This is a genomic window from Pusillibacter faecalis (genome assembly GCF_018408705.1).
GTDB lineage: Bacteria > Bacillota > Clostridia > Oscillospirales > Oscillospiraceae > Oscillibacter > Oscillibacter faecalis.
This window is the reverse complement of the sequence record NZ_AP023420.1, coordinates 2,598,617-2,620,071: the sequence shown is the minus strand read 5'-3', so window position 1 is coordinate 2,620,071 and position 21,455 is coordinate 2,598,617. Positions and strand designations below refer to the sequence as shown.

The following is a 21,455-nucleotide window of genomic DNA, read 5'->3' as shown; positions in this document are numbered from 1 at the left end:
AATGCTTCCATGAAAGCATTATAGAGGATTGGAGGCAAACCTTTATGAAATTTCACCTGAATATCATAGGACCCGTTCTGCTGGCCTCCTTTTGCTTATTGTTATATGGGCTCTCCGGTGAGGCAGCGTGGTCCGCTTCCTCCCCCGCAGGGCATACTGACACAGAGTCGTTTCAGGCATCCGCTGGGGTGAACAGCAACTTCTTCGACCTGACTGCCGCTTTCTGCTCTGGAAATGGGGTTCCTCTCTCTGAGGGGGGCGTCCGGATCTCCGTTGGTGGGGCCAGCGCTGAATATCCCCTTGCTGATGGCGGACAAATCCACCTGTCAGGCCTTTCCAGGCAGGAAGGGCTACAGCTGTGCCTTATGGACCCAGAGTCACGGGAATTGGGGCGCACCGAGGTTCATGTATCCACCGGGGCTGTGATTGACGCCTCCACGGATCAGGAAGGCGTTGGATACGTGATCCTGCGCTCTGATACGAAAGAGGTGAATCTGATTTTTACCCTGAGAGAAGGAGGTTTTTTGCAGTGCTCATTGCTGCTCACATCTCAGGAATAAATGGCAAGGGGGAGCTTGTTTATGAGCAGTCTATTCTGGAGATTTCCGCTGCGGAACGGAAGTTTTTCTGCGAAGGTACGATCCTTTTGGAGATTGAGGAGCTTCTCTCCTGCACGGATATGATCCAGCGCTGCCAGGTCAGCCTTGGGCGGGGAGATCCAATGGCCCCCTTCCAATCCAGGATCAAACGGGCTGACAGTATACGGGAAAAGCTGGAGCGGCATGGACTTCCAATTACAACAGACAGCGCCCTGAAAGCAGTGTGGGCCGCGGCCGGCAGCCGTCTAGTCTGCCCTTTCGTGCAGAACATTTATCAAACTACAGACCTGATTCGGGCCATTCCCGGCGTCCGGATTCAGAAGGACTCCAACCATGAGCCAAAGCCCAACGGCTACCGCAGCTACCATATGATTCTCTCCCTTCCACTGCGGTTCCTGGGGCGGCAGCTCAGCTCTACCATCTGGCTGGAGGTTCAGCTTCGTACCATTGCCATGGACTGTTGGACCTGTATGGAACACCAACTGAAATACAAGCGCAGTGTTCCCAGTCAAAAGCTGATCGTACAGGAATTGAAGCGATGCGCTGATGAAATCACCTCCACAGACCTATCCCTGCAAGCCATCCGGGAGCTGATTGAATCGCCAGAGGAGGAATTGGAATGAGAGTTTTAGTGGCTGATGACGAACTGGAGATGGCCGTGGTCTTACAAGCGCTTTTGGAGCGGGAACACTTCTCTGTAGACACGGTGTACAGCGGTCCGGATGCGCTGGCCTATGGACTGGCAGAAAATTATGACTGCCTAGTGCTGGACATCATGATGCCCGGATTGGACGGCATCCAAGTTCTGGAAGCTCTGCGCAGAAAAAACATTTCCACACCCGTTCTTCTGCTGACGGCCAAAAGTCAGGTAGAGGACCGGATCGCTGGTCTCAACAGCGGCGCTGATGACTATTTGCCAAAACCCTTCCACAACGGGGAGTTTATTGCCCGGGTACGGGCTCTGACCCGGCGCGGACGAGAATTCTCACCCAGCATTCTCTCTGCCGGCAATGTGGAGCTGGACTGCACCACCTTTGAGCTCAGATGCGGAGGCGCCGCCATCCGGCTGGCCAACAAGGAGTTTCAAATGCTGGAACTGCTTCTACGTCAGCAAGGACGCCCCATTTCCACAGAGCAGTTCATGGAGCGCATCTGGGGCTATGATAGCGAGTCAGCGATTAACGTGGTATGGGCCTATATTTCCTACCTGCGTCGGAAGCTGGAGTCCATTGGTGCAAATGTGTCCATCACCATCTGCCGGGGCCGAGGCTATTTGTTGGAGGTGGGCGCATGATCCGTTCACTCCGCCGAAAATTTTTATTCATCGCCATGCTCTCTCTGCTGGGGACGCTGGCGATTCTGTGTACCGCCGTTGGCTTTGGCATCCGCCATATCGTAATTCAGCGGGCAGACCGGGCCATCAGCCTTCTCTATGAAAACGGTGGAGAATTTCCCTCACCAGAGGCCACCGACCCGTCCATGGGCCTGGACTTCCAGGTGACTATGGAGACGCCCTTTGAAACCAGGTACTTTGTTGTTACTCTCACCAGCCAGCAGGAGGTCTCCTCTGTGGACATTGAACACATTGCCGCTCTGGACCGGCAGACGGTGGTGGAGAGTGTCAGTGAAATTCTGGCAACCGGCGCCGACCAGGGTTATGTAGAGCACTACCGTTTCGGAATCTTTCACCACGAGGAGGGAACCACCATTATCGGACTGGACTGTTTTCTACAGGTTCAATCCGCCTATAACATGCTCCGTATGACGATTCTGGCCTCCGCGGCCTGCGCACTGATCGTATTCATTCTCTTGCTCATTTTCTCGGAAAAGGCAATCCGCCCCTTTGTGGAAAATTTGGAGCGTCAGCGGCAGTTCGTTACTGACGCCTCTCATGAACTGAAAACACCATTGGCCATTTTGTCAGCGGACATCGGGCTGCTAGAGTCCTCACCGGGAGAGCGCAAGTGGCTGAGCAGCGCTCAGGCCCAGATCTCCCGATTGGATAACCTCATCAAAAATCTGGTGGAGCTGGCCCGCACGGAGGAGACCATTCAAGATGCATCCCGCACAGTTTTCTCTCTCAGTGACATTGCTCTGGCCTGCGGAGATTCCTTCCAGCCCTTGGCGGAGGCGGCTGGAAAATCCCTGCGGACAGCCATCGCGCCAAACCTGCATATGCGCGGGATACAGGACAACTTATTCCGTCTGTTCTCCATTCTGCTGGACAACGCCGTGAAATACTGTGATCCCGGTGGAGAAATTGATTTCACGATAACCCGCCGGGGACGGCTGGCCAGCATCATAGTCTCCAACCCCTGCGCCGGCTTGGACCCCTCTCAGTTACCTCGGTATTTTGACCGGTTCTACCGGGCGGACTCCTCCCGAACCCGAGCCACCGGAGGCTACGGGATTGGCCTCTCCACCGCCAGAGCCATCGTCACCCGTCACCACGGCCACATTGCAAACCGCTATGCAGGCGGAATCATCACCTTTTCCGTCACGCTTCCTCTCTACGCCCGGAAAAAGGAAGAATTTGTCCCCAACACATAGATCCCCCTGGGAAATCCAGATTTCCCAGGGGGATCTATCGCGCCTGTTGTCAACTTGTCCGCGATAAACCCGCGGATGCTTCTTTTCCTTTCAGCTTTCTCTATGAAGATTCGTTGTCCCAAAACAAATGAAAACGTGAGCCGAAGAGGGGCTCTCCAGCAAAGATGGACAGCCGTGCGGTCCTTGGGGGGGAACGCTTCAAATTTCGTCTGGCTCAGCCCATCTCCCGCACTTCCCTCACTGCCTCGGCTACAAAAGGTTTGGCGGTTGCAAACTCAGAGAGAAGCTGGAAATCTCCTGAGTTCCAATGGAGCCCTGAGTAAGAATATTGCATCCAACACTCAGAGTACATTTTACCTTGCAGGCCGCCTGGCCTGAAGACTCAAAAGCTGTCTGGTCTCCTGTGCGCAGCGCAGACTGTGGTATTGCAGATACCGCTTTTTTGCAGCCCGTTGAAGCTGCTGCTCTGCCTGGAAATCTTTCCACCGGGAACAGGTCTTATGGCAGCCGGTCCAGTAGGCACTACAGGAACGTTGACAGGGAAGCATGGTGACATCCCTCCTTACTTATACTTATCGTTGGGCGGCACAGCAACGCCGACATCTGCATCCGTACACCTGTCGGCTTTAAGCAGTCTGCATATCTGAGGATGGCCCGATAAATCTGCTGCAAGAAAATTCATGCGACCTCTCCTAATCATTTTCTTATTCACAGGATAATTCAAATAGGCCTTTTCCGCTATCTGATCCATGTAAAATTCTCATAAATCTTGTGTTGTAGCCGCTTCTTCAGCTGAGGACAAGTCGTAAATCCCCAGAGGACTCATCTGAGGCAGATAAATCCGCAGTCCTGCCAGCCATAACGGGAACGGGTATATGTTGCAAATTGTTTTTTCTCTTTCTGTTTGTCCTCTGCGCCTTGTTGACGATAGCTTTTTCGCTCATTTGTGCTTGGTATCCCGCCTCAAAAATTTCCGCTTTAGATACACTCTTCACATACCGTAAAACCTGGAGGAGGATGATATCGTTTATCATTCCGTTCAGGATGGTAGGCGTGTACCCCGTTTGTTCGTTGCATGGTGGTCTTATGATGTTTGCGGGAATTTGTCTGACGGACATAGCGGATTCTTATTATAATCCACCACAATAGAACTTAGACTCCTCATAAGTCCCCGTTTCCCCTCCCCACAAACAGAAAAATGCCTCCAAGATCTTATCCGGAGGCATGTGATTCTGGTGATTAAGTGATGGTAGAACTATTTGTAAAGAAATTTCTCCAGTTATCAAATATGTAAGTCCATATCAGGTGCTTGGCATAAGCTGATAAAAAGGACTTGCCCTCTGCGTTGAGCAAGTCCTTTTTATCAGCTTATGGATTCTGCCGTGTCCGCAGCGTTACGTCATAGTGGCTATACCTGTAACTTCCGGAAGCGGACACCTTATTTTACAAATAGCTGCCGGGGGAACTTCGTAATAGTCTCCGCACCGCGATCTGTAATCCGAATGCACTCCGTAATTGCCACACCATAGCCCTCCAGCCAGAGTCCAGGCATCATATGGAACGTCATATTGGGCTGCAGCACCGTTTTTTCTCCGGGCTTGAAACACAAGGAGGTGTTCTCCATCCAGACAGGGGGATATCCAATTCCAACCGCATAACCCATTCTGGATTCCTTTTCCAATCCATACTTATTGATGGTAGTCTGCCAAACCCGCTCTACCTCCTCACAGGTAACGCCGGGCTTTGCCGCTTCCATCGCGGCATTGATGCCCTCCACGCAGACCTTAGCGGTATCGCTGACAATCTTGGGCGGGTCTCCGATGAAAATGGTTCTGGCCAGCGGGGCATGGTACCGCCGGTAACACCCCGCGATTTCAATATATACGAGCTGATTATTTTCGTAGCATCCTTCGGTTTTCCAGGTCAAATGGGCAGCAGCAGTGCGGTCTCCGGAGGGAATAATGGGATTCAGCGCGATGTACTCACCGCCAAATGCCCCGGTCCCCATAGCCTGGTCGTAGAGAATTTGTGCGCCCACCGCGTTCTCACGGACCCCCGGCTCCATCATATGGATGGCATTCCCCATGGCTTTTTCCACAATCCGGGCGGCAATTCCCATATAGTCCAGTTCCTGCTTGGATTTTACAGCGCGCAGGAAGTTCACCATGTTGGTCGCATCGGTGAACTTGGCGTCCGGGAGCGCCGCCGTCAACCGCTCAAACCAGTGCGCCGTAAAGTAATGGGCGTCTTTTTCCACGCCGATGGTCTTGGCTTGCCAACGCTTTTCTTTGATAAAGTCGGCGACGAAGTCCATCACATGTACGACCTTGGGTTCCCACAGATACTTGTCCGCGTAGGGACGAATGTGCTCGTCATCCAGCCAGGTGGTGACATGGGCGCTGTATTGATCCTGAAAGCGGCCAATCCAGTACGGCATTTCTTCATCCAGGCTTACCACAACACCCTGGGGAACATAAAAGGACATGGCGTCATAACCACTCACCCAGTTCATATTGGCAGGCTCGACCAGGAACAGCACATCCATTCCTTTCTCCGCCATAGTGGATTTGACTTTTTGAACTCTCTCCTGATACTCTTCTTTGGTAAACGGCAACATCGTTAGTTCCTCCTCATCTGATTAATTTCAGGTTTTTGCGCAGCACTGCTGCCAATATTGCTCCGCGCACTGTCCTGCAGTTGTGGTACATAGTCCTCCGCGACCCGTGCAGCGGTGTTCCTCCGCCATCAGCCTGCCGACGCTGGCCATAGCGCTGATTGCTTGATCCAAAGGGATATAGGGATCGAACCCACTTAGCACCAGATTCGCTGACAGCACAGCATTGACGGTTGCCATGGAGTTGCGGCTGACACAGGGGATATTGCCAACACCCGCGACAGGGTCGCAGATCAGACCCAGAATATTTTCCAACGCCAGAGAACCGGCAGCAAACGCTTCATCCGCGCTACCATCCAGGAGTTGTACAAGGCCTGCTGCAGCCATAGCACTGGCAGACCCATTTTCTGCCTGACAACCGCATATCTCAGCAGCAAAGGTCGCACCATGATCAATAAATACACCAACCAAGCCGGCAACCAGCATTCCCTCGCGGACTTTCTCTTTGGATAGCCCTAGATCCTCGCCGATGGAAATGATTGCCGCCGGCAGAACTCCACAGGAGCCGCCCGTCGGCGCGGCCACACAGCGTCCCATACAGATATCATACTCCATAGTGGCTGCAGCCCAGAGGGATGCCTTTGTCAAAAGTCCCATGTCAAACACCTTGGCTCCGGGCTGCTTCATATTTTGGGCAACCTTACAGGTCTGTGGAGGCAAAAAGCCGCGCTGCGGATAGCCGCCTGCGACACCCCGCACAGCAGAGTCACGCATAATTTCCAAAATATGATCCATTAGGGCAAAAACCTCCTCACGAGATTTGCCGCTGATCGCCTCTTCATAAATACAGGCAAGTTCCCAGGGCCGCAGATGATGTTCGCCGGCATAGGCAGCAGCTTCTTCCGCTGTGCAAAAGGGCACCTGCGCATCCCGCCGCTTGACCACCGGCAGAACAGGCCCCAGCTCCACTAGTTCCCCCAATGTGGGCAACGCCTGTAGACGCCGGATCAGTTCAGGCAGTGGCTCTCGATCAAGTTTCAGCTGTACCAGAACTTGTTTGCCACTTTTAGAGGAGCCTTCCGTCAGCTCACACGTCTGCAGCGCCTGTACGCATGCCTGGACTTCCCCGTGAAGACCTGCGCCACCGATCAGAAGCAAGTCATAGCTGTCGCCCTTGAGACTAACGGAAAACCCTTGATAGGAGACCACCTCAAACATACCTCCGCCAGTGGATATGGCTGTAAACTCCACTACACGGCCGTGCTCACCGGTCAAGGTGATTTCCGCCTGATTGGGGTGGACCACCTCTTTTAGTGGTTCTTTCAGAAAAGAGACCTGCACGCCCTGCTGGGTGGCAATCTCCAGGGCACTGCGCATGCGGTCATCCGAGGGATCAATTCCGAGCAAGCCGCCTACAAAGCCAAAATCTGAACCTTGGGAATTATAGCAGGCGGCAAAGGACCCCGCCGGGTCGAACCGGATAACTATTTTTTTGACCGGTTCACCCAAAAGCTGCCATCCCATCTTCCCAATGCGTGCTGGGCCGGCGGTATGGGAGCTGGAGGGACCAATCATAATGGGGCCGAGAACTTCATTGAAAATACTGGCGTTCATGGCTGTTACCTCCTACGCGGATCATTGTACTTCGCACCAGTCCAAAATGGTGGACGCGATAACTTTGGCCACTTGCAGGAGTTTTTTCTCCTCCACGTATTCGTTTGCCTGGTGGGCCTTGGCGTTTGGCCCCGGGCCAAAGACCACAGTGGGAATTCCGCCGACCCGGATCATGGCGCCGGCGTCCGTGCCCCAGGGGGTTCCGGAAATCACAGGCGGCTCGCCGGCAACCTCTTCATATGCATGGCAGACGGCTGTTGTCAAGGGATGATCTGTGGGAATCTGACCGGAATTCAGGCAGAAGCTATGCCACTCCACCTCTGGCGAATGCTCCCGCAACCAGGAGTCCTGTTCTGCAGCCTTCACCACCGCATCTTCTACGACCTTTTTGGCATCCACAACATCTTCGTCAGGCGAGAATGCAATTCGTCCCTCAATCACAACCTCATCCGGAACGCTGGTTGCAATGGTACCTCCGTGGATCTGTCCCATGTTGATGTTAAATGGATTGTGGTTATCTCCGCAGTAAAGCGGATGCTGGACCCGCGTCCGCTTCTCTTCGTTACAGGTGTCCAATGCCTGTATGATGAGCGTCGCCTTGCTGATCGCATTGACCCCAAGATAGGCGTTGGCGGCATGAGCAGCCAGGCCCTTCACGCGAATCCGGAACCAGATGACGCCCAAGGAAACTGGACAGATATTCAGATCACTGGGTTCTGGTACAATTGCACCATCAGCCCGATAACCACGGCTTAGCATAGACAGAGTCCCCGCTCCGCCGGTTTCTTCACCAATGACGCTTGCCAGAAGAACATCGCCTTTCAGCTTGATACCGGATTTTATGATGGCATCCATGGCCATCAAATTGGCAATCAGCCCGCCTTTCATGTCACTGGAGCCGCGGCCGTAGACGCGGCCCGTTTTGCGAAGGCCACTCCACGGGCTGTCCTCCCAGTCATTTTTTCCCGCTGGAACAACATCCACATGGCCGTTCAGAAGCAGGGACCGGCCCCCGCCGGAGCCCTTGCAGATACCGACAACGTCAGGACTTCCGGCATAATCGTCGCGGCAAGGCAGGAAGTAAGGATTGCACGCCATATCCTGTGGCTGCGGATACCACAGATCAACCTCCAGCCCCAAGTTCTGGAGCAGCTCTGCATAATATTGCTGGGCACTCTCCTCCTGGCCCAAGGTGCTCGGATGGTGAAGAAACTCGCCTAAGTAACGAAAGTATTCTTCAGCTCGTTCATCCAGCAGTTGATACACTTTTTCTTTGATATGTTTTCCGTTCATGATACCTTTTCCTTCATGATATAGCCTTTTGCTGCCGCTTAAATCAGGCGGTCTTCCACGTGTTCAGCCCGCGGTGCCTTTTCAGCATCCCAATCGTCGGGGCGAACGTGAGTCACCCACGCTTTATCCTGCTTCATCATTTTGATTCCGGCAAAGATAACCAGGAATGTGATAACAATGATGGGAACCCCCGCGATGCCGCTGACTACCTCCAGTGGACCGAGCCCGCCGACTTTCATCATAGCCAATGCGGAAACGGACATCAGAATCGCCCAGAACAGCCGGGAACTCTTTGATGGCGCAGACTTGGCAATATCTGCCTTGCTGGCAAATGCGGCTAGGGTATACGTGGTGGAGTCCATGGTCGTAGCACAGAACGTCAGCGCCAAAAGGAAGAAGACTACCATGATCACCGGCGCCAGCTTCTGGACGGAGAGAACTTTTGCGATTGCAGGACCAGCTCCAGCTTCCAGCGCGGCAAATACATCCACTGCACCTGTCAGCTGGGAGTAGACCGCCATACCGCCCAGAATGCAGGAGAGCGGAACTACTATCAGGAAAATGGTTCCAAAGTAATACAGGATGACTTCCTTCACGGTTCTGCCCTTGGAAATCAAGGCACAGAAAATACCCTGAATAATGCCCCAGGTAAAGCAATACGCCCACCAGAATACGGTATAGCTCTCTGTATAGCCTGTACCGCCAAAATTTAAAGAGTCGCTGTAAAAAGAGAACAGCAGCAGGTTGTCCAAATACTGGCCGAGAGACTCCACAGAAAAATTCAGAATGAACAGGCCAGGGCCAAAGATCATAATCAGAACGACCAGGCCAATCATCAGATAGATGTTCAAATCACTCAGCCGCTCAATTCCCTTTTCAATCCCCAGGAAAGCGCTGGTGGTAAAAATAACAATCATGGAGACGGTCATGATAAAGTCCAGGCCAAAGCCGGGTTCCAGGTGAAACAGTTCCCCAAATACCGCGCTCAGAACGGGAGATGCCAGTCCGATGGTGGTAGCGGCGCCCAGAACCAGTGCGATGACGAAAATAATATCCACCATTTTGCCGAGAATACCGTCAGCAAACTTGTCCCCCAACAGGCTGCGGCAGAGCTGGGAAATTTTCACATTATTTTGGCCGCGGACATGAACAAAATAGGCAACGGCCGGAGCGGTAATCACATAGATAGCGGCCAGCTGAAGTCCCCAGAGAAAAATAGAATAGGCGGAGCCTGCCAAAATGGCCGCATTAGTATAGGGCTCAATGCCAAATGGAGGGTCCTCCGCGATGTATGCCCATTGAATGGTGCCAGTGCGCATGATGGTCGCACCATAACACATGGCCATCAGCGTTGCGATATAAGTGAAGTTGCTGATGGCGGGTCGCTCCTTCGGATCGCCAAGAACAACCTTCCCATATTTGGAAAAGGCCATCCAGAGACCAATGCCGATCAGAAATACAGGGATCACAATGTAGAAGGCACTGGTGGCTTCTACAAACGTATTGAAAAAATTGTTGACAAAGGTGCTGGTCTGCTCTTCAAAAAGAATTGCCGGGAGTGCTATGAGCGCTACAATGACCAGGGAAGGGATTGCGCAGTTCCAGTCAATATCTGCTAAAAGTTTTTTCTTAATCGTCATCTCTTTCTCTGACATAAACGTTCCTCCCAATATTAATAAACTCCGATGATCTCCATGTATATGCTGAGAGTCCCTGCTTTCGACGTATTCCCCCCTTCTTAGAATCCTTTTCCTGTTTTATGCGCCTCTTTTCTGTAATCATGCATGAATACGAGTAATTGGTGGCGTAATTTCTAAAAATTCTATTTAATAAATTTTTGAGTCATTAAATAGAATTTTATAATTAAAATATATGATAAATTACAGCACGATGTCAACAAGTTTCTAAAATTTGATATATAGATTTTTTTATTTAGAAATTGACATTCTAAACAATTTTCTATATACTCAATTTGAACAGATTATTTAGAACGGGTTTCACAAAGATTTAGAAAGAAGTCCTGCTTACTGCATGCTTTTTAACAGGTCCATTTTGCGTTTGGAAGCAACTATCCATGTTAGCGGCAACATTTTCGCGCCTCGTTATAGAGGGAAAAGTAAATATAAGATGGGGGAGTCGTGATGGAATTACATTCCGATTATAAAGCGAAATATCCGGTCTTGACCCTGGAAAAGGCAATCGATGTCATGAAATATATGTCTGCGAATGCCTCACCGGAGGGAATCACAATCACGGAATTGAGTGACAATTTAGGCCTGAGCAAAAATAATGTCCACCGGATTCTAGATACGCTCCTGGCAAGCGAACTTGTGGACAGACTTCCCGGCAAGCAGAGTTATATGCTCGGATGGGGGCTGTATGAGCTCTCAAAAACAGTTCCAACCTACCATAATATCAATACATCAGACTACATAAGCGTTATGGGAGACCTGTGCTCACGTGTGTCAGAATCAGTGAACATGGGAATTTGCAGCGGAAACAATGAATGCATTATTCTCTGCAAAGTAAACCCGAACCGATCTACATTGATCAGCACCCAAGTGGGGTCTGTGGAGCCCCTCCATGTAGCTGCACTGGGGAAGGTTTTTATGAGTGAATGGCCGACAAAGCAGATCGTTGATTATTTTGACACCATCCGCACAAAAAAGGTTACGCAGAAGTCCATCGACAATGCAGAGCAGATGATTTCTGAGTGCCTGGAAACGCGTCGCCGCGGTTATGCAATTGATGATGAAGAAAATCTTGATGGGATTCGGTGCGTCGCCATGCCTGTGCGGGACTACACAGAAAAAATTGTGGCATCCATCAGCGTGAGCGCCCCGGCAAGCCGGATGCCGTTGGACCGCATCCAAAAGATCGTGGAAGAACTTGCACCTGCCTGCAGAAAACTCTCAATTCGTCTGGGGTATCGGGGCCAATCATGACGAACGCTCTCAGATTTAAAGAGGTAGAAGGGTGATCGGCAGATTCTGCCTGTTCCCGCAGTTCTGCTAAGACCCGACAAAACGATAAAAATCTGCCGCCTCACCATACAGAGAGGCGGCAGATATCTTTACGGGTTTGAGCTAGGTGATGCTGCCAACCACAGAGTTTGGCATTTTAAGCGGGCGGGGGTATAGTACTAGATGGTGAAGTCTGCTGCGGGGTGACTGCGAAATCATCTATGTTCCTGTGGCCGGAGAAATGAGATTTTCAAACAGGTTATCAAAATTGTATTCAAAATTAGTACCTGCCAATGCCGCGATTATCGCCACATCTAATCTATTGTATACTGTAAGTAACACGATTTCCGAACCAATCACTGACAGGAGATGGATCTGGTTTTTCGAGGTCAAGACCTCTGATTTGTCGAGGCTCAGATATCGGTTTTTCCGAGGTCTGGAAGCCGGAAAGGTCGAGGTCTGCACCTCTGAGCTCCGGCTGGGCAGACGGTTCCGGGACCGTCCTGGTGGTGAAATGTTTAATGCGTATCTCTTGGTCGGCCTCCCTTGCCTCTGCTTGATACGCTCGATCAGCCCAAAGCCTTTCTTCACATCCAGCTCTGCCAGCAGTTTCAGCGCCTTATCATTGCCGCAACGCAGGTCCTCACGGGTTTCCTCTGCAGTGCAGTAGATATAGACCCGCCCCTGTTCGTCATACCAGCTGTTTTTTATGGACAGGCTCATACGGTTCAGCATAAGGTCGTGCAACAAACCTTTGAAACCGCTTGTCACGGATCAAGGGGCGAGATGCGTTAAAAAACGAACTGGCTCTCTCGTCATCGTAGCAGTAACCGAAAACCTGTTGTCGCTCATTCACGGTTCTCCTGTCCTGGAAAGTAAAAAAGAGGGTGTTCCTGCCCCCCTCTACGTAGTGACATTATGGTTATGGATTATAGCATAATTTCATAGTCAATCTTCTGATATTCGAGCATAAAAAACGGGCGTTTCTCCTGGAACGCTTGTTTGGGTGAGAATGCAAAACTGGCAGTCTGCGACATGTCAATCTGCCGGATGGAGAGAAAAGGAAAAAGCTCGCTTTGACTTTCATCAAAACGAGCTTTCCCAATGGTGGAGATAAGCGGGATCGAACCGCTGACCTCTTGACTGCCAGTCAAGCGCTCTCCTGAACCCATCGGTTACATACCCCCGCAAACGGGCCTTGAATATGCGCTTCAATACGCAAATAGTGCAGCACACAGTTATCAAAAAGGCATTAATTGGTTGTGTCTTCTGATGTCCCTTTAGCAGGAGTATAGAACGGATTAAAACCGCTTTTCTCTTCATTCAGCAGATCAGTACAAAGATCGGGTATTATCCCGAGATTTGATGCATCTTCATCATCAAATAGGATGACTTGCATATCTGACTTCTGAATATCCCTGTATGCCTCATGCAGAACCGCACCTAATGCTTTTTGATTTTTGCTATCGAATGGTTTTGAGATATGATCTATAACTAAAAACGGAATTAACGGATATTTTCCTTCTTTGATTAACATACGTAGAAAGCCCAAATAGCCGCACAACTGTATTAAAGTATGTCTTGCCATACTGCCCGTGTAATAGTTTTTAATCTGTGATGTAGCATTATTTTCTTCTGTGTCTGAAATCTGTGGTTGCAAAATATTTCCGTTCTTTAAATAAGAAATATGAAATCCGTCTTTATTGAAATCAAATTCAGCTAATTCTGAGACATCCACAGAGGACTTATACAATCGAGTTATATCCATGGACAAATTATTTAGTTTTTCTGTATCATTTTCATTTTGAAGCATACGAATTTCTTCTCGAATGCTTTTTAACTTTTTTCTGATTGATAGTAGGTTATCATTGTTTAGGTTATCATCGTAATAACTTAGATATTCTTTAATTAATGTGATTGCCTGTGTTTTTTGTGATACTGAATAGATTTCAAATCTCGACTTATTTGCCAGTATTTGCTGTCTTACTTTATCCCGCTGCTTTTTCAATTCTCTAGTTGTCGATTCCTGTATTAAGTATTTATTGAACGAGATACTTTTATCCAAATCCGAAACCAAACTAATTAACGGTTCGACCAGATACATGTATTCTGCTTTTTGACCCACGATTTCTTGCAATTTATCAAGCAGGACTTTTTGCTTAACTTCATCTTCGATAAACTGTTTGTGGTCAGATTCTAGGTTTCGTTGTTTTTTGATTTGTTCATCTAGGCTAGTATACATCGCTTCAAGTTCTGTAATCGTTTGAGACCTTGAAGAAGATTCATCCTTTTCCAAAGAATTTTGCAAGGCTGCAATTTCGCCAAGAATGTCATTGGAATTCTTACCTGTAAAGACTTTATGTATTCCAAGAACTTTGAGCTGATGATTTACTCTACCACGAATATCATCGTTTTTTGATACTTTCCATTCAAGACTGTCAAGTTGAGATTTTAATTCTTCCTCTTGTTTCTTCAGATCATTTATGCGAGCAATATTTTTATTAAAAATATAATTTAACAAAGCAGGCAACTTTATAGAATATTCCAAGCGACTGCATTTATCGAAAAAATCATTTAGAACGCCTTGTCTATTTTCGCCAAAGAAATTAAATAAAGTAAAGGTTCTATACCCAATATCTTCTTCTACGAAAGTGCGAAGTTCTCTCAAAGTCGTTTGGTCGCTTGAAAAAATAGAGTTCAATTTTGCTCTATATTCGCTAAGCCGAATTTGTTCGGATTCGTCCTCATCGAAATATCTGAAAAAATTTTTATTCGGATCATCTATAAAACGTTTAATTGCGAATTTTCGATTATCATATAAAAACACAAGTTCCGCAGATTGCAACGACCCTTTAAACCAATCCTTCTCTGACAGATTAATGCTAGAGCCAAACATATAGTCTAGGAAAGTATAGAATTCTGTTTTACCAGTATCGTTCTTTCCCTTGAAATAGTTAATACCAGCTACAAAAGGATAAGAAAAAACCTGATTTTCGTCTTTTCCATAGAGAGATAATTCTATTAAATTAAACAATGCTTATCACCTCTCTCAAAAATTGTCTATCGGAATATCCTTTGCTTTCTTGAAGCGCTGCTTCTGTAAATGCACCATATTTCTCTGTCCTCTGTTGATTAACATCGCAGCAAATCAACTCTCCCTCGTGTATTTCGCAGAATCCATCTTGCACGAGTAAATCAATCGCTTCAAAAATATAGGGCATTTGTTCACATAATTCGTCAAATAAACCTCTAACCTGAGATAAGAACTTTAAAACCAAATCGGACTTATTGTTTCCTCTATACAAGCTACCATGCAAATAATTTCTCTTTTTTATAACAAAGCTAAAGGGAACGATCTTGGCGACACTTATACTCTTTGAATTTAACAATAGATTTCTAACTATATCGCAATAAATACTGATCTGTATTATCTCAATTTGTGTATCCAAAATATCATCAATTTGGCTATTCATATACTTCCTCATCTTCATCTTTCCAAGAAATTTGATTAGTTACACTGTCTGCTGTCAAAAAAATGTATGCTCCCCATCTCGAAAATTCATCATGCAAGGTCGAAATTGGACAGCGACGCGTTTGTGTTAACCTGCGCCGAGGTGAATCCTTTTTATCTTCTTTAAGTTCATAAACCACATCAGCATGATTTCGATGAGCGATTTTTTCTGTTTTTGAAATAGTATCTTTTTTAGCATCGGAAAGCAAGTGCTGTCTAATATTCTGATAATATTGCTCCCAGCGTAAATGTTCCAAAATTTCTGTACTTGGAAGATCACAATAACATAGTTGCCGGTACTCCCTAGAAGATTTGACTTTGTCAGTCAAGTCTCTTTGGGCAAATACTTGGCAAAAAGATTCATAGTCTGGTGAATATTGTGTAGATGAAATACTATTGCAGATTTCCTCACATAGTTCCATATACTCCATTTGGGTACACACATAAGCTCTGCGGTTACTTGCATAATCCATTATTCTCGCACAAACTCTTGTAAATAACTCACTGATGCGTTTGTCAAAATATATATCTGTACCGGTCGCATGGAACGTTGTGATTAACTGTTTTTCAATAAGTTCATCTATATTGTTCAGACGTTCAATTTCATATTTTCCGCAAATCAATTTATAATCTTTTTCAAATTTTTCAAAATTGCCAGTATAAATTTTTTTCACACGACTTACAAGAGCATTTTCCGATTGATTGGAACTAATTATGTTTTCGTATTCAATCTTCGGATCATTAGTAAATGCTGCTCTACTGAACTTATAATCGTCTGCAATATACAGAATAAACTTGGTGATTTCAGGCCGTTGATTATATGCCAAAAGCCAGTTGTACAAGACTTGTCTCCCAACTTTTTCTGTAACATTAGTTTGCTTTACCTGAAAGACCTCAACGGCTAGATTATTATTGACACTCCATTTAAGACAAGAATCTGATACCGTATCTGCATTCGGCAAAGATCGAACAGCGACATCATCCAGAGTTTCAAATTCGACCTGCTGTCCAGGCGTCAGCATGGTCAGTCGATATATGAAAACTTTGATTTGAAAAGAAAAACCAGAAAGGCTATTGAGGCCAGCATTGCTCACCGATTCTAAATTATCCATATTTGAGCTGTCCTCCTTTTCTGTGTAAGACACTATTGGTTTTTGTTTGTATTTTAGCATATTCTTCCTAATTGCACAATCGACTTTTTGTGTGTTAGAGACAAAAAGTCAACGGTACTCTTTCAGTTTTTTATATCCCTGCCCAAACGAGACTACGGGCAGTTTTTATATCTTAGCGAATTTAATATAGGGAAAGGAGGAACTACCCACGGGGGCTTGACTGAAAAGTTGAGCCCTTTTTTCATACCCAAAAACAGGAGGTAAATGCTTATGGCAGATGATAAAACCACGAAAATGCCGGAGCAGCCGGTAACGGATACCGGGCCGGGCAAGGAAACTCCGCCCGAGCCGGAGAAAACGCCTACTTCCCCGGAGGCCGAAAAAAAGACGGAACAGCAGGCAAAGAGCCCGCAGGTGTCCGTCTATGACTTCGCTGAAATTATGAAAGGAAAGAAAGCCGAGGAACGGGCGGCAGCTTCCGGCGGGGAAAAGCCTGCCCCGGCAAAAACGGAGAAACCGGAAAAGCAGCCGGAGGCTCCGAAAAAGGCCGAGGGAAAACAGGAAAAGCCCAAAGAGCCCGAGCAGCCGAAGCGCCGGGGCCGTCCTCCGAAAGAGGATAAGGACAAGGCCACCGCTCCGAAGCCCAAAGCCCCCGCACAGAAAAAACAGGAAAAGGCCCCCAAAGAGAAACCGGAGAAAAAAGTGGCTCCCACGGTGCAGGCCACTCCCGCTCCAAAGGAACCCGAGGGACCGAAGGAGGCTCCCCGCCGTGGCGAGGAACAGGTCGTATATATCAAGCTGAACGAGCTCCACGCCTTCAAAAACCATCCCTTTGAGGTCCGGGACGATGAAGAAATGCGGGCTATGGTGTCCAGCGTCAAGGACAAGGGCGTTACCCAGCCCGCTATCGTCCGTCCCCGTGAGGATGGCGGCTATGAGATCGTGTCCGGCCACCGCCGCCAGAAGGCCAGCGAGCTTGCCGGATATGCGGATATGCCCTGTATCGTCCGCAACCTGACGGACGATGAAGCCATCACGCAGATGGTGGAAGACAATCTGAACCAGCGTGAAGAAATCCTCCCCAGCGAGCGGGCCAAAGCTCTGAAAATGCAGCTTGAGGCCATCAAGCACCAGGGCTCCCGCACTTCGGGCCAGATTGACCCGAAGGACGCAGGCAAACGCTCCAACGAGATCGTGGCCGAGCGGAACAAGATGGCCGTCAAGCAGGTGCAGCGGTATATCCGGCTGAATGAGCTGGTCCCCGACCTGATGAAGCTGATGGACGAGAAAAAGCTGGGCTTCACTACGGCGGTAGAGCTTTCCTACATCGGCAAGAAGAACCAGAACTATATCGCCGTCGCCATCGACAGCCAGCAGTCCTCGCCTTCGCAGGCGCAGGCAAAGCGTATGCGGGAGCTGGACGAAAAGAAGCTGCTCAACGGGGATGTGATCGACGGCATTATGATGGAGGACAAAAAGGAGGTAGACAAAGTGATTCTGACGGGTGCGGAACTGAGCAAATACTTCGGCAAGGAAACCACGCCGAGGGAAATGAAGGATCAGATCATCAAGCTGTTGGACGACTGGAAGGGCCAGCAGAAGGAACACGAAAAGCCGGAGAAGAAAACCGAGCCGGAAAAGTAAGCCGAAACTTCGGGTCAAGATGGCCCGAGGATTGCGGGGCGCTGCCCCGCGCCCCGAAGCTCTGGAGATATAAATTATTCCCCGTCGCCAGTTATTCCGTAGCATAGCCGGGAAAATCAGTCAAGGGCAACGCCGCCGCAGGCGGTGCCAGAGGCACCCTTGACGGATTTCTCCCGGTTATGCTTTTTCCCGGACAAGCGACGGGGATATAAATTCTCCAGAGCCGTCCCCCTTCCCGGGGGAAGGGGCGGAGGGGTTGGGCGAAACCTTGCTTTCCGCAAATCAGAAAGAAATGGAGGTTGAACCAATGAAACGACCTTTGGCCTATCTGACCGCCGCATGGAGCGGTGAGCCGGATATTGATATGGAGCTGGCGGCCCACTACTGCCGCCTTGCCTATGAGGCGGGCTTTTCCCCCATCTGCCCGCTTTTGTATCTTCCGCTGTTCTTGAATGACAGCGTTCCCGAGGAACATAAGGCCGGGATTGATATGCGCCGGGATATGCTGCGGCGCTCCCATACCCTGATCGTCTGCGGTGGTGCGGTGGACGAGGATGTGAAAAACGACATTGCGGTTGCCGGGCGGCTGGGTATCGCGGCTACTACGCTGGACGGGGTTCTTGCCGTGAAGGGACACGGCGGCCCGGGCCATGCCGGACATTAAGCTGGGGAGCCTTTTTGACGGGATAGGCGTTTTCCCTCTGGCGGCCTCCCGCTGCGGTATCCGTCCGGTGTGGGCCAGCGAGATTGAAAAAGCGCCGATCTCCATAACCAAAAGGCACTTTCCCGATATGGCGCACTTGGGGGACATTACGAAGGTGGACGGCGGGAAAATCCCGCCTGTCCATGTGATAACCTTCGGCTCTCCCTGTCAGAACCTTTCTCTGATCGGCAACCGCTCCGGCCTTGCCGGGGCAAAATCCAGCCTGTTTTATCAGGCGTTTCGTATCATACAGGAAATGAGGGATGCCACTGATAACATATATCCAGCTATCGCTGTTTGGGAAAACGTCATGGGAGCGTTTTCTACAAATGACCGGATGGATTTTAGAGCCGTCCTATCCGCCTTCTCGGACACCGAAGTTCCAATGCCTCCTTCTGGAAGATGGGGAAACGCCGGAATGGTGCGAGGGGGAACGCTTGATGTGTGCTGGCGGCTCATGGACGCCCAGTATTGGGCAGGCTCCCGAAGGCTGGCGCGAAGGCAGCGAATTTTCATCGTGGCGGATTTTAGAGGCAGACGTGCCGCCGACATACTATTTAAGCCCCGTCCAATGCTCCCACTTCCTCCGCCTTGCCGAGAGGGCGGGCGGACCGCCGCCGAAGGAGATCGAACATCTTCTTTTGAAACAGGGCGGCAAATACCAGTCATCCACCCCTTTCAATGCTTCCGTATGCGGGGAGCGGCAAAAAGGCAGGAAGAAACCGCCTTCCGAAACAGCTTCGGATTACCAACTGACCCTTTTCCCACTCTTTTAGCCAGCGACGTGACGCCCTTCGCCTTTTGGTATGAGGGCGACCCGGACGGCGGCTGTATCCGCTTCTTGACGGAAACGGAAAGTGAGCGGCTGATGGGGCTGCCGGAGGGCTGGACAAAGTACGGAGCGGACGGCGAGGAAATCCGGCCGCTGCAACGCTACAAGGCGCTGGGAAATGCGATTGCTCTCCCTTGCGCCGATTACATCATGGCCGGGATTTATGAAGTGCTGGCAGACAGGGCCGGAAAGGAGGAATGAGCCCATGTTTGAAGCCTATATAACCAACACAGCCCTGTACCCCATGATGGGGATTGAGGTGGGAACGACGGTGCATTTTCCCACGACCACACAGGAGGTACAGGCCGCCCTTGCCAAAATCGGGATAGACGGAAAGCAGTACAGCGAAGTGTTTATTACCAGCTTTGACAGCGATGTGCTGGGGCTGTACGACTATCTGGACGAGTACGAGAACATCGACGAGCTGAACGAGCTGGGCCATGCTCTGCTGGAAGTACGGGACAAGGGCGGATTGGAAACCTTTGAGGCCGCGCTTGTCTTGGGAAAACACACGAGCAGCGTGAAGGACCTAATCAACCTGACGCAGAACCTTGACCTCTACCGCTTTTACCCGGATATTTCCGATGATGAAGGGCTGGGCCATCTGTACGCCGACGAGCTGGGGACCATCGACATACCGGAGCACATTCAAGGCTACTTCGATTATGAGGCATACGGGCGGGATATGCGTATCAACGAGGGCGGCGTATTCGCTCCCGGCGGATATGTGGCGGCGGACTCGGTGGGCTTTAAGGAGCATTACCACGGGACGCAGGACATACCGCCGGAACACCGGGTATTTGCCTATCCCGAAAAGGCCGAGCCTGTCCATTCCATTCTCGGCGCGCTCAAACGGTTTCAAGAAGCCCCACCCGCTCCGAAAAAGGACAAGGCGGGGCCTTCCCATGAAGAACGGTAAGACTTCGGGCCAGCATGGCCCGAAGCATAAAGGAGGTGCATACCATCAACTATTACCCCATCAATGAAGGGGCCGCCCGCCGGGCAAAGGAAATGAACAGCTTTTCTGACTATAAGGAAGGGAGCGCAACGGCGGAATACCGGGCAATGGTGGACAAGGCCGCAGCCATAGCCGAACAGCAAAAATCCCGGGTGGACCCCATGTACCATGAGAAGATCGACCATCTGTTAGACACCTACGCCCGCAAGCTGGCCGAAAACATGAACCAGGGCTTTGCCATTGACGCGAGGGTTCCCTCTGTGCTGATCGCCGGGCCTTCCAATTTCCCGGTGGGAAAGAAAGAAAAACAGAACCGGGCGCGGGACAGCAACATGGAGGAATGGCGGCATATTCAAGGGCTGCTGGATAAGATACGCAGCACCGGCATGGGCGGTATCAGCGCCGACGACCCGGCGGCCATTGAAAAGCTCCAGAAAAAGCTGGACGGGCTGGAACGCTCCCAGCTCATTATGAAGGAGGTCAACGCTTATTACCGCAAGCATGGTAAACTGGACGGCTGTGCGCTGCTGTCGCCTGACCAGATCGAAAAGCTGAAAGCCAGCATGGCGTCAAGCTGGCGGAGCGACCCGAGGCCCTTTGAAAGCTACCAGCTTACCAACAACAACGCGGAGATCCGCCGGGTAAAGGCCCGTATCGAACAGCTTTCCAAACAGGCGCAGCGGGAGTTTTCCGGCTGGGAGTTTGACGGGGGCCGTGTGGAAATGAACCGGGAGGACAACCGCTTGCAGGTGTTCTTTGACGGAAAGCCCGACGCAGACACCCGGGCCGAGTTGAAAAGCAACGGCTTTCGCTGGGCTCCCAGCGTGGGCGCATGGCAGCGGCAGCTCACGGACAACGCCATCCGGGCGGCTGACCGTCTGGAATGTATCAAGCCGCTGTCCGGCGAAAAGCCCTCCCAGCTTCAAAAGAAGCCCTCTATCTTGCAGACCATGCGGGAACAGGGCGAAAAAGTCCAGACGGAGCCGGAAAAGAAAGCTCCGTCCGGCAGGGATGCCGAGCGGTAAACCTCGGGCCACATTGGCCCGAGGTTTTCTGTTGTCC

18 protein-coding genes and 1 tRNA gene are annotated in these 21,455 nt (G+C 50.1%); 10 read left to right on the top strand and 9 right to left on the bottom strand.

The features are described from left to right. Positions 1-44: 44 nt before the first annotated feature. Genes KJS55_RS13130 through KJS55_RS13115 form a run of 4 tightly spaced genes read left to right on the top strand, consistent with a single transcriptional unit; the run spans position 45 to position 3,149 of the window. A complete protein-coding gene (locus tag KJS55_RS13130) occupies positions 45-560 on the top strand; it encodes a hypothetical protein (protein ID WP_187030524.1) in 516 nt (171 codons plus the stop codon). Beyond that, on the top strand, positions 530-1,222 hold the full coding sequence (locus KJS55_RS13125; RefSeq protein ID WP_228300541.1) for a GTP pyrophosphokinase: 693 nt from the start codon (positions 530-532) through the stop codon (positions 1,220-1,222). Before KJS55_RS13130 ends, KJS55_RS13125 begins: the two co-directional genes overlap by 31 nt. Then, positions 1,219-1,893 (top strand): response regulator transcription factor, encoded by a 675-nt coding sequence (locus KJS55_RS13120; RefSeq protein WP_187030522.1) that lies wholly within the window; start codon positions 1,219-1,221, stop codon positions 1,891-1,893. Before KJS55_RS13125 ends, KJS55_RS13120 begins: the two co-directional genes overlap by 4 nt. Next, complete coding sequence (locus KJS55_RS13115; protein WP_213543478.1) at positions 1,890-3,149, top strand: sensor histidine kinase; 1,260 nt, start codon at positions 1,890-1,892, stop codon at positions 3,147-3,149. The genes KJS55_RS13120 and KJS55_RS13115 overlap by 4 nt, the downstream gene beginning before the upstream one ends. Positions 3,150-4,587: 1,438 nt before the next feature. Here the strand turns inward: KJS55_RS13115 and KJS55_RS13110 are convergent. Genes KJS55_RS13110 through KJS55_RS13095 form a run of 4 tightly spaced genes read right to left on the bottom strand, consistent with a single transcriptional unit; the run spans position 4,588 to position 10,325 of the window. Continuing rightward, complete coding sequence (locus KJS55_RS13110) at positions 4,588-5,766, bottom strand: M24 family metallopeptidase (protein WP_187030518.1); 1,179 nt, start codon at positions 5,764-5,766, stop codon at positions 4,588-4,590. Between the two features lie 27 nt (positions 5,767-5,793). After that, positions 5,794-7,377: an L-serine ammonia-lyase, iron-sulfur-dependent, subunit alpha gene (locus KJS55_RS13105; protein WP_213543477.1), complete on the bottom strand. Its 1,584-nt coding sequence runs from the start codon at positions 7,375-7,377 to the stop codon at positions 5,794-5,796. A 21-nt stretch (positions 7,378-7,398) separates the two neighbouring features. Further along, positions 7,399-8,670 carry a peptidase gene (locus KJS55_RS13100; RefSeq protein ID WP_187030514.1) on the bottom strand — a complete coding sequence of 424 codons (1,272 nt, stop codon included), beginning with the start codon at positions 8,668-8,670 and terminating at the stop codon, positions 7,399-7,401. A gap of 38 nt (positions 8,671-8,708) precedes the next feature. Next, positions 8,709-10,325 (bottom strand): BCCT family transporter, encoded by a 1,617-nt coding sequence (locus KJS55_RS13095; RefSeq protein ID WP_187030512.1) that lies wholly within the window; start codon positions 10,323-10,325, stop codon positions 8,709-8,711. A gap of 486 nt (positions 10,326-10,811) precedes the next feature. Here KJS55_RS13095 and KJS55_RS13090 point away from each other — a divergent pair, with 486 nt between their 5' ends. Next, positions 10,812-11,615, top strand: a complete 804-nt coding sequence (locus KJS55_RS13090) for an IclR family transcriptional regulator (RefSeq protein WP_187030510.1) — start codon at positions 10,812-10,814, stop codon at positions 11,613-11,615. A 237-nt stretch (positions 11,616-11,852) separates the two neighbouring features. Here the strand turns inward: KJS55_RS13090 and KJS55_RS13085 are convergent, their stop codons facing one another. The 5 genes from KJS55_RS13085 to KJS55_RS13065 all read right to left on the bottom strand — a co-directional run bounded on the left by KJS55_RS13085 (position 11,853) and on the right by KJS55_RS13065 (position 16,256). Further along, a complete protein-coding gene (locus KJS55_RS13085) occupies positions 11,853-12,383 on the bottom strand; it encodes a replication initiator protein A (RefSeq protein WP_213543476.1) in 531 nt (176 codons plus the stop codon). 355 nt (positions 12,384-12,738) lie between these two features. After that, positions 12,739-12,820 (bottom strand) — tRNA-Ala (locus KJS55_RS13080). Between the two features lie 65 nt (positions 12,821-12,885). After that, positions 12,886-14,667: a sbcc family protein gene (locus tag KJS55_RS17405; RefSeq protein ID WP_228300540.1), complete on the bottom strand. Its 1,782-nt coding sequence runs from the start codon at positions 14,665-14,667 to the stop codon at positions 12,886-12,888. Further along, a complete protein-coding gene (locus KJS55_RS13070) occupies positions 14,660-15,106 on the bottom strand; it encodes a hypothetical protein (protein ID WP_213543475.1) in 447 nt (148 codons plus the stop codon). Before KJS55_RS13070 ends, KJS55_RS17405 begins: the two co-directional genes overlap by 8 nt. Continuing rightward, positions 15,099-16,256, bottom strand: a complete 1,158-nt coding sequence (locus KJS55_RS13065) for a hypothetical protein (RefSeq protein ID WP_213543474.1) — start codon at positions 16,254-16,256, stop codon at positions 15,099-15,101. Before KJS55_RS13065 ends, KJS55_RS13070 begins: the two co-directional genes overlap by 8 nt. Positions 16,257-16,520: 264 nt before the next feature. Between KJS55_RS13065 and KJS55_RS13060 the strand changes: the two genes are divergently transcribed. From KJS55_RS13060 to KJS55_RS13040, 5 genes are all read left to right on the top strand, one after another. Continuing rightward, the gene (locus tag KJS55_RS13060) at positions 16,521-17,900 is read left to right on the top strand and encodes a ParB/RepB/Spo0J family partition protein (RefSeq protein WP_213543473.1); all 1,380 of its coding nucleotides are present in this window, start codon (positions 16,521-16,523) and stop codon (positions 17,898-17,900) included. 307 nt (positions 17,901-18,207) lie between these two features. Then, on the top strand, positions 18,208-18,564 hold the full coding sequence (locus tag KJS55_RS13055) for a DUF7768 domain-containing protein (protein ID WP_036744842.1): 357 nt from the start codon (positions 18,208-18,210) through the stop codon (positions 18,562-18,564). Then, the gene (locus tag KJS55_RS13050; protein ID WP_213543472.1) at positions 18,551-19,636 is read left to right on the top strand and encodes a DNA cytosine methyltransferase; all 1,086 of its coding nucleotides are present in this window, start codon (positions 18,551-18,553) and stop codon (positions 19,634-19,636) included. Before KJS55_RS13055 ends, KJS55_RS13050 begins: the two co-directional genes overlap by 14 nt. A 4-nt stretch (positions 19,637-19,640) precedes the next feature. Continuing rightward, positions 19,641-20,354 (top strand): antirestriction protein ArdA, encoded by a 714-nt coding sequence (locus KJS55_RS13045; protein ID WP_213543471.1) that lies wholly within the window; start codon positions 19,641-19,643, stop codon positions 20,352-20,354. A gap of 14 nt (positions 20,355-20,368) precedes the next feature. After that, a complete protein-coding gene (locus tag KJS55_RS13040; protein ID WP_213543470.1) occupies positions 20,369-21,418 on the top strand; it encodes a hypothetical protein in 1,050 nt (349 codons plus the stop codon). The last annotated feature ends 37 nt before the right edge of the window (positions 21,419-21,455 follow it).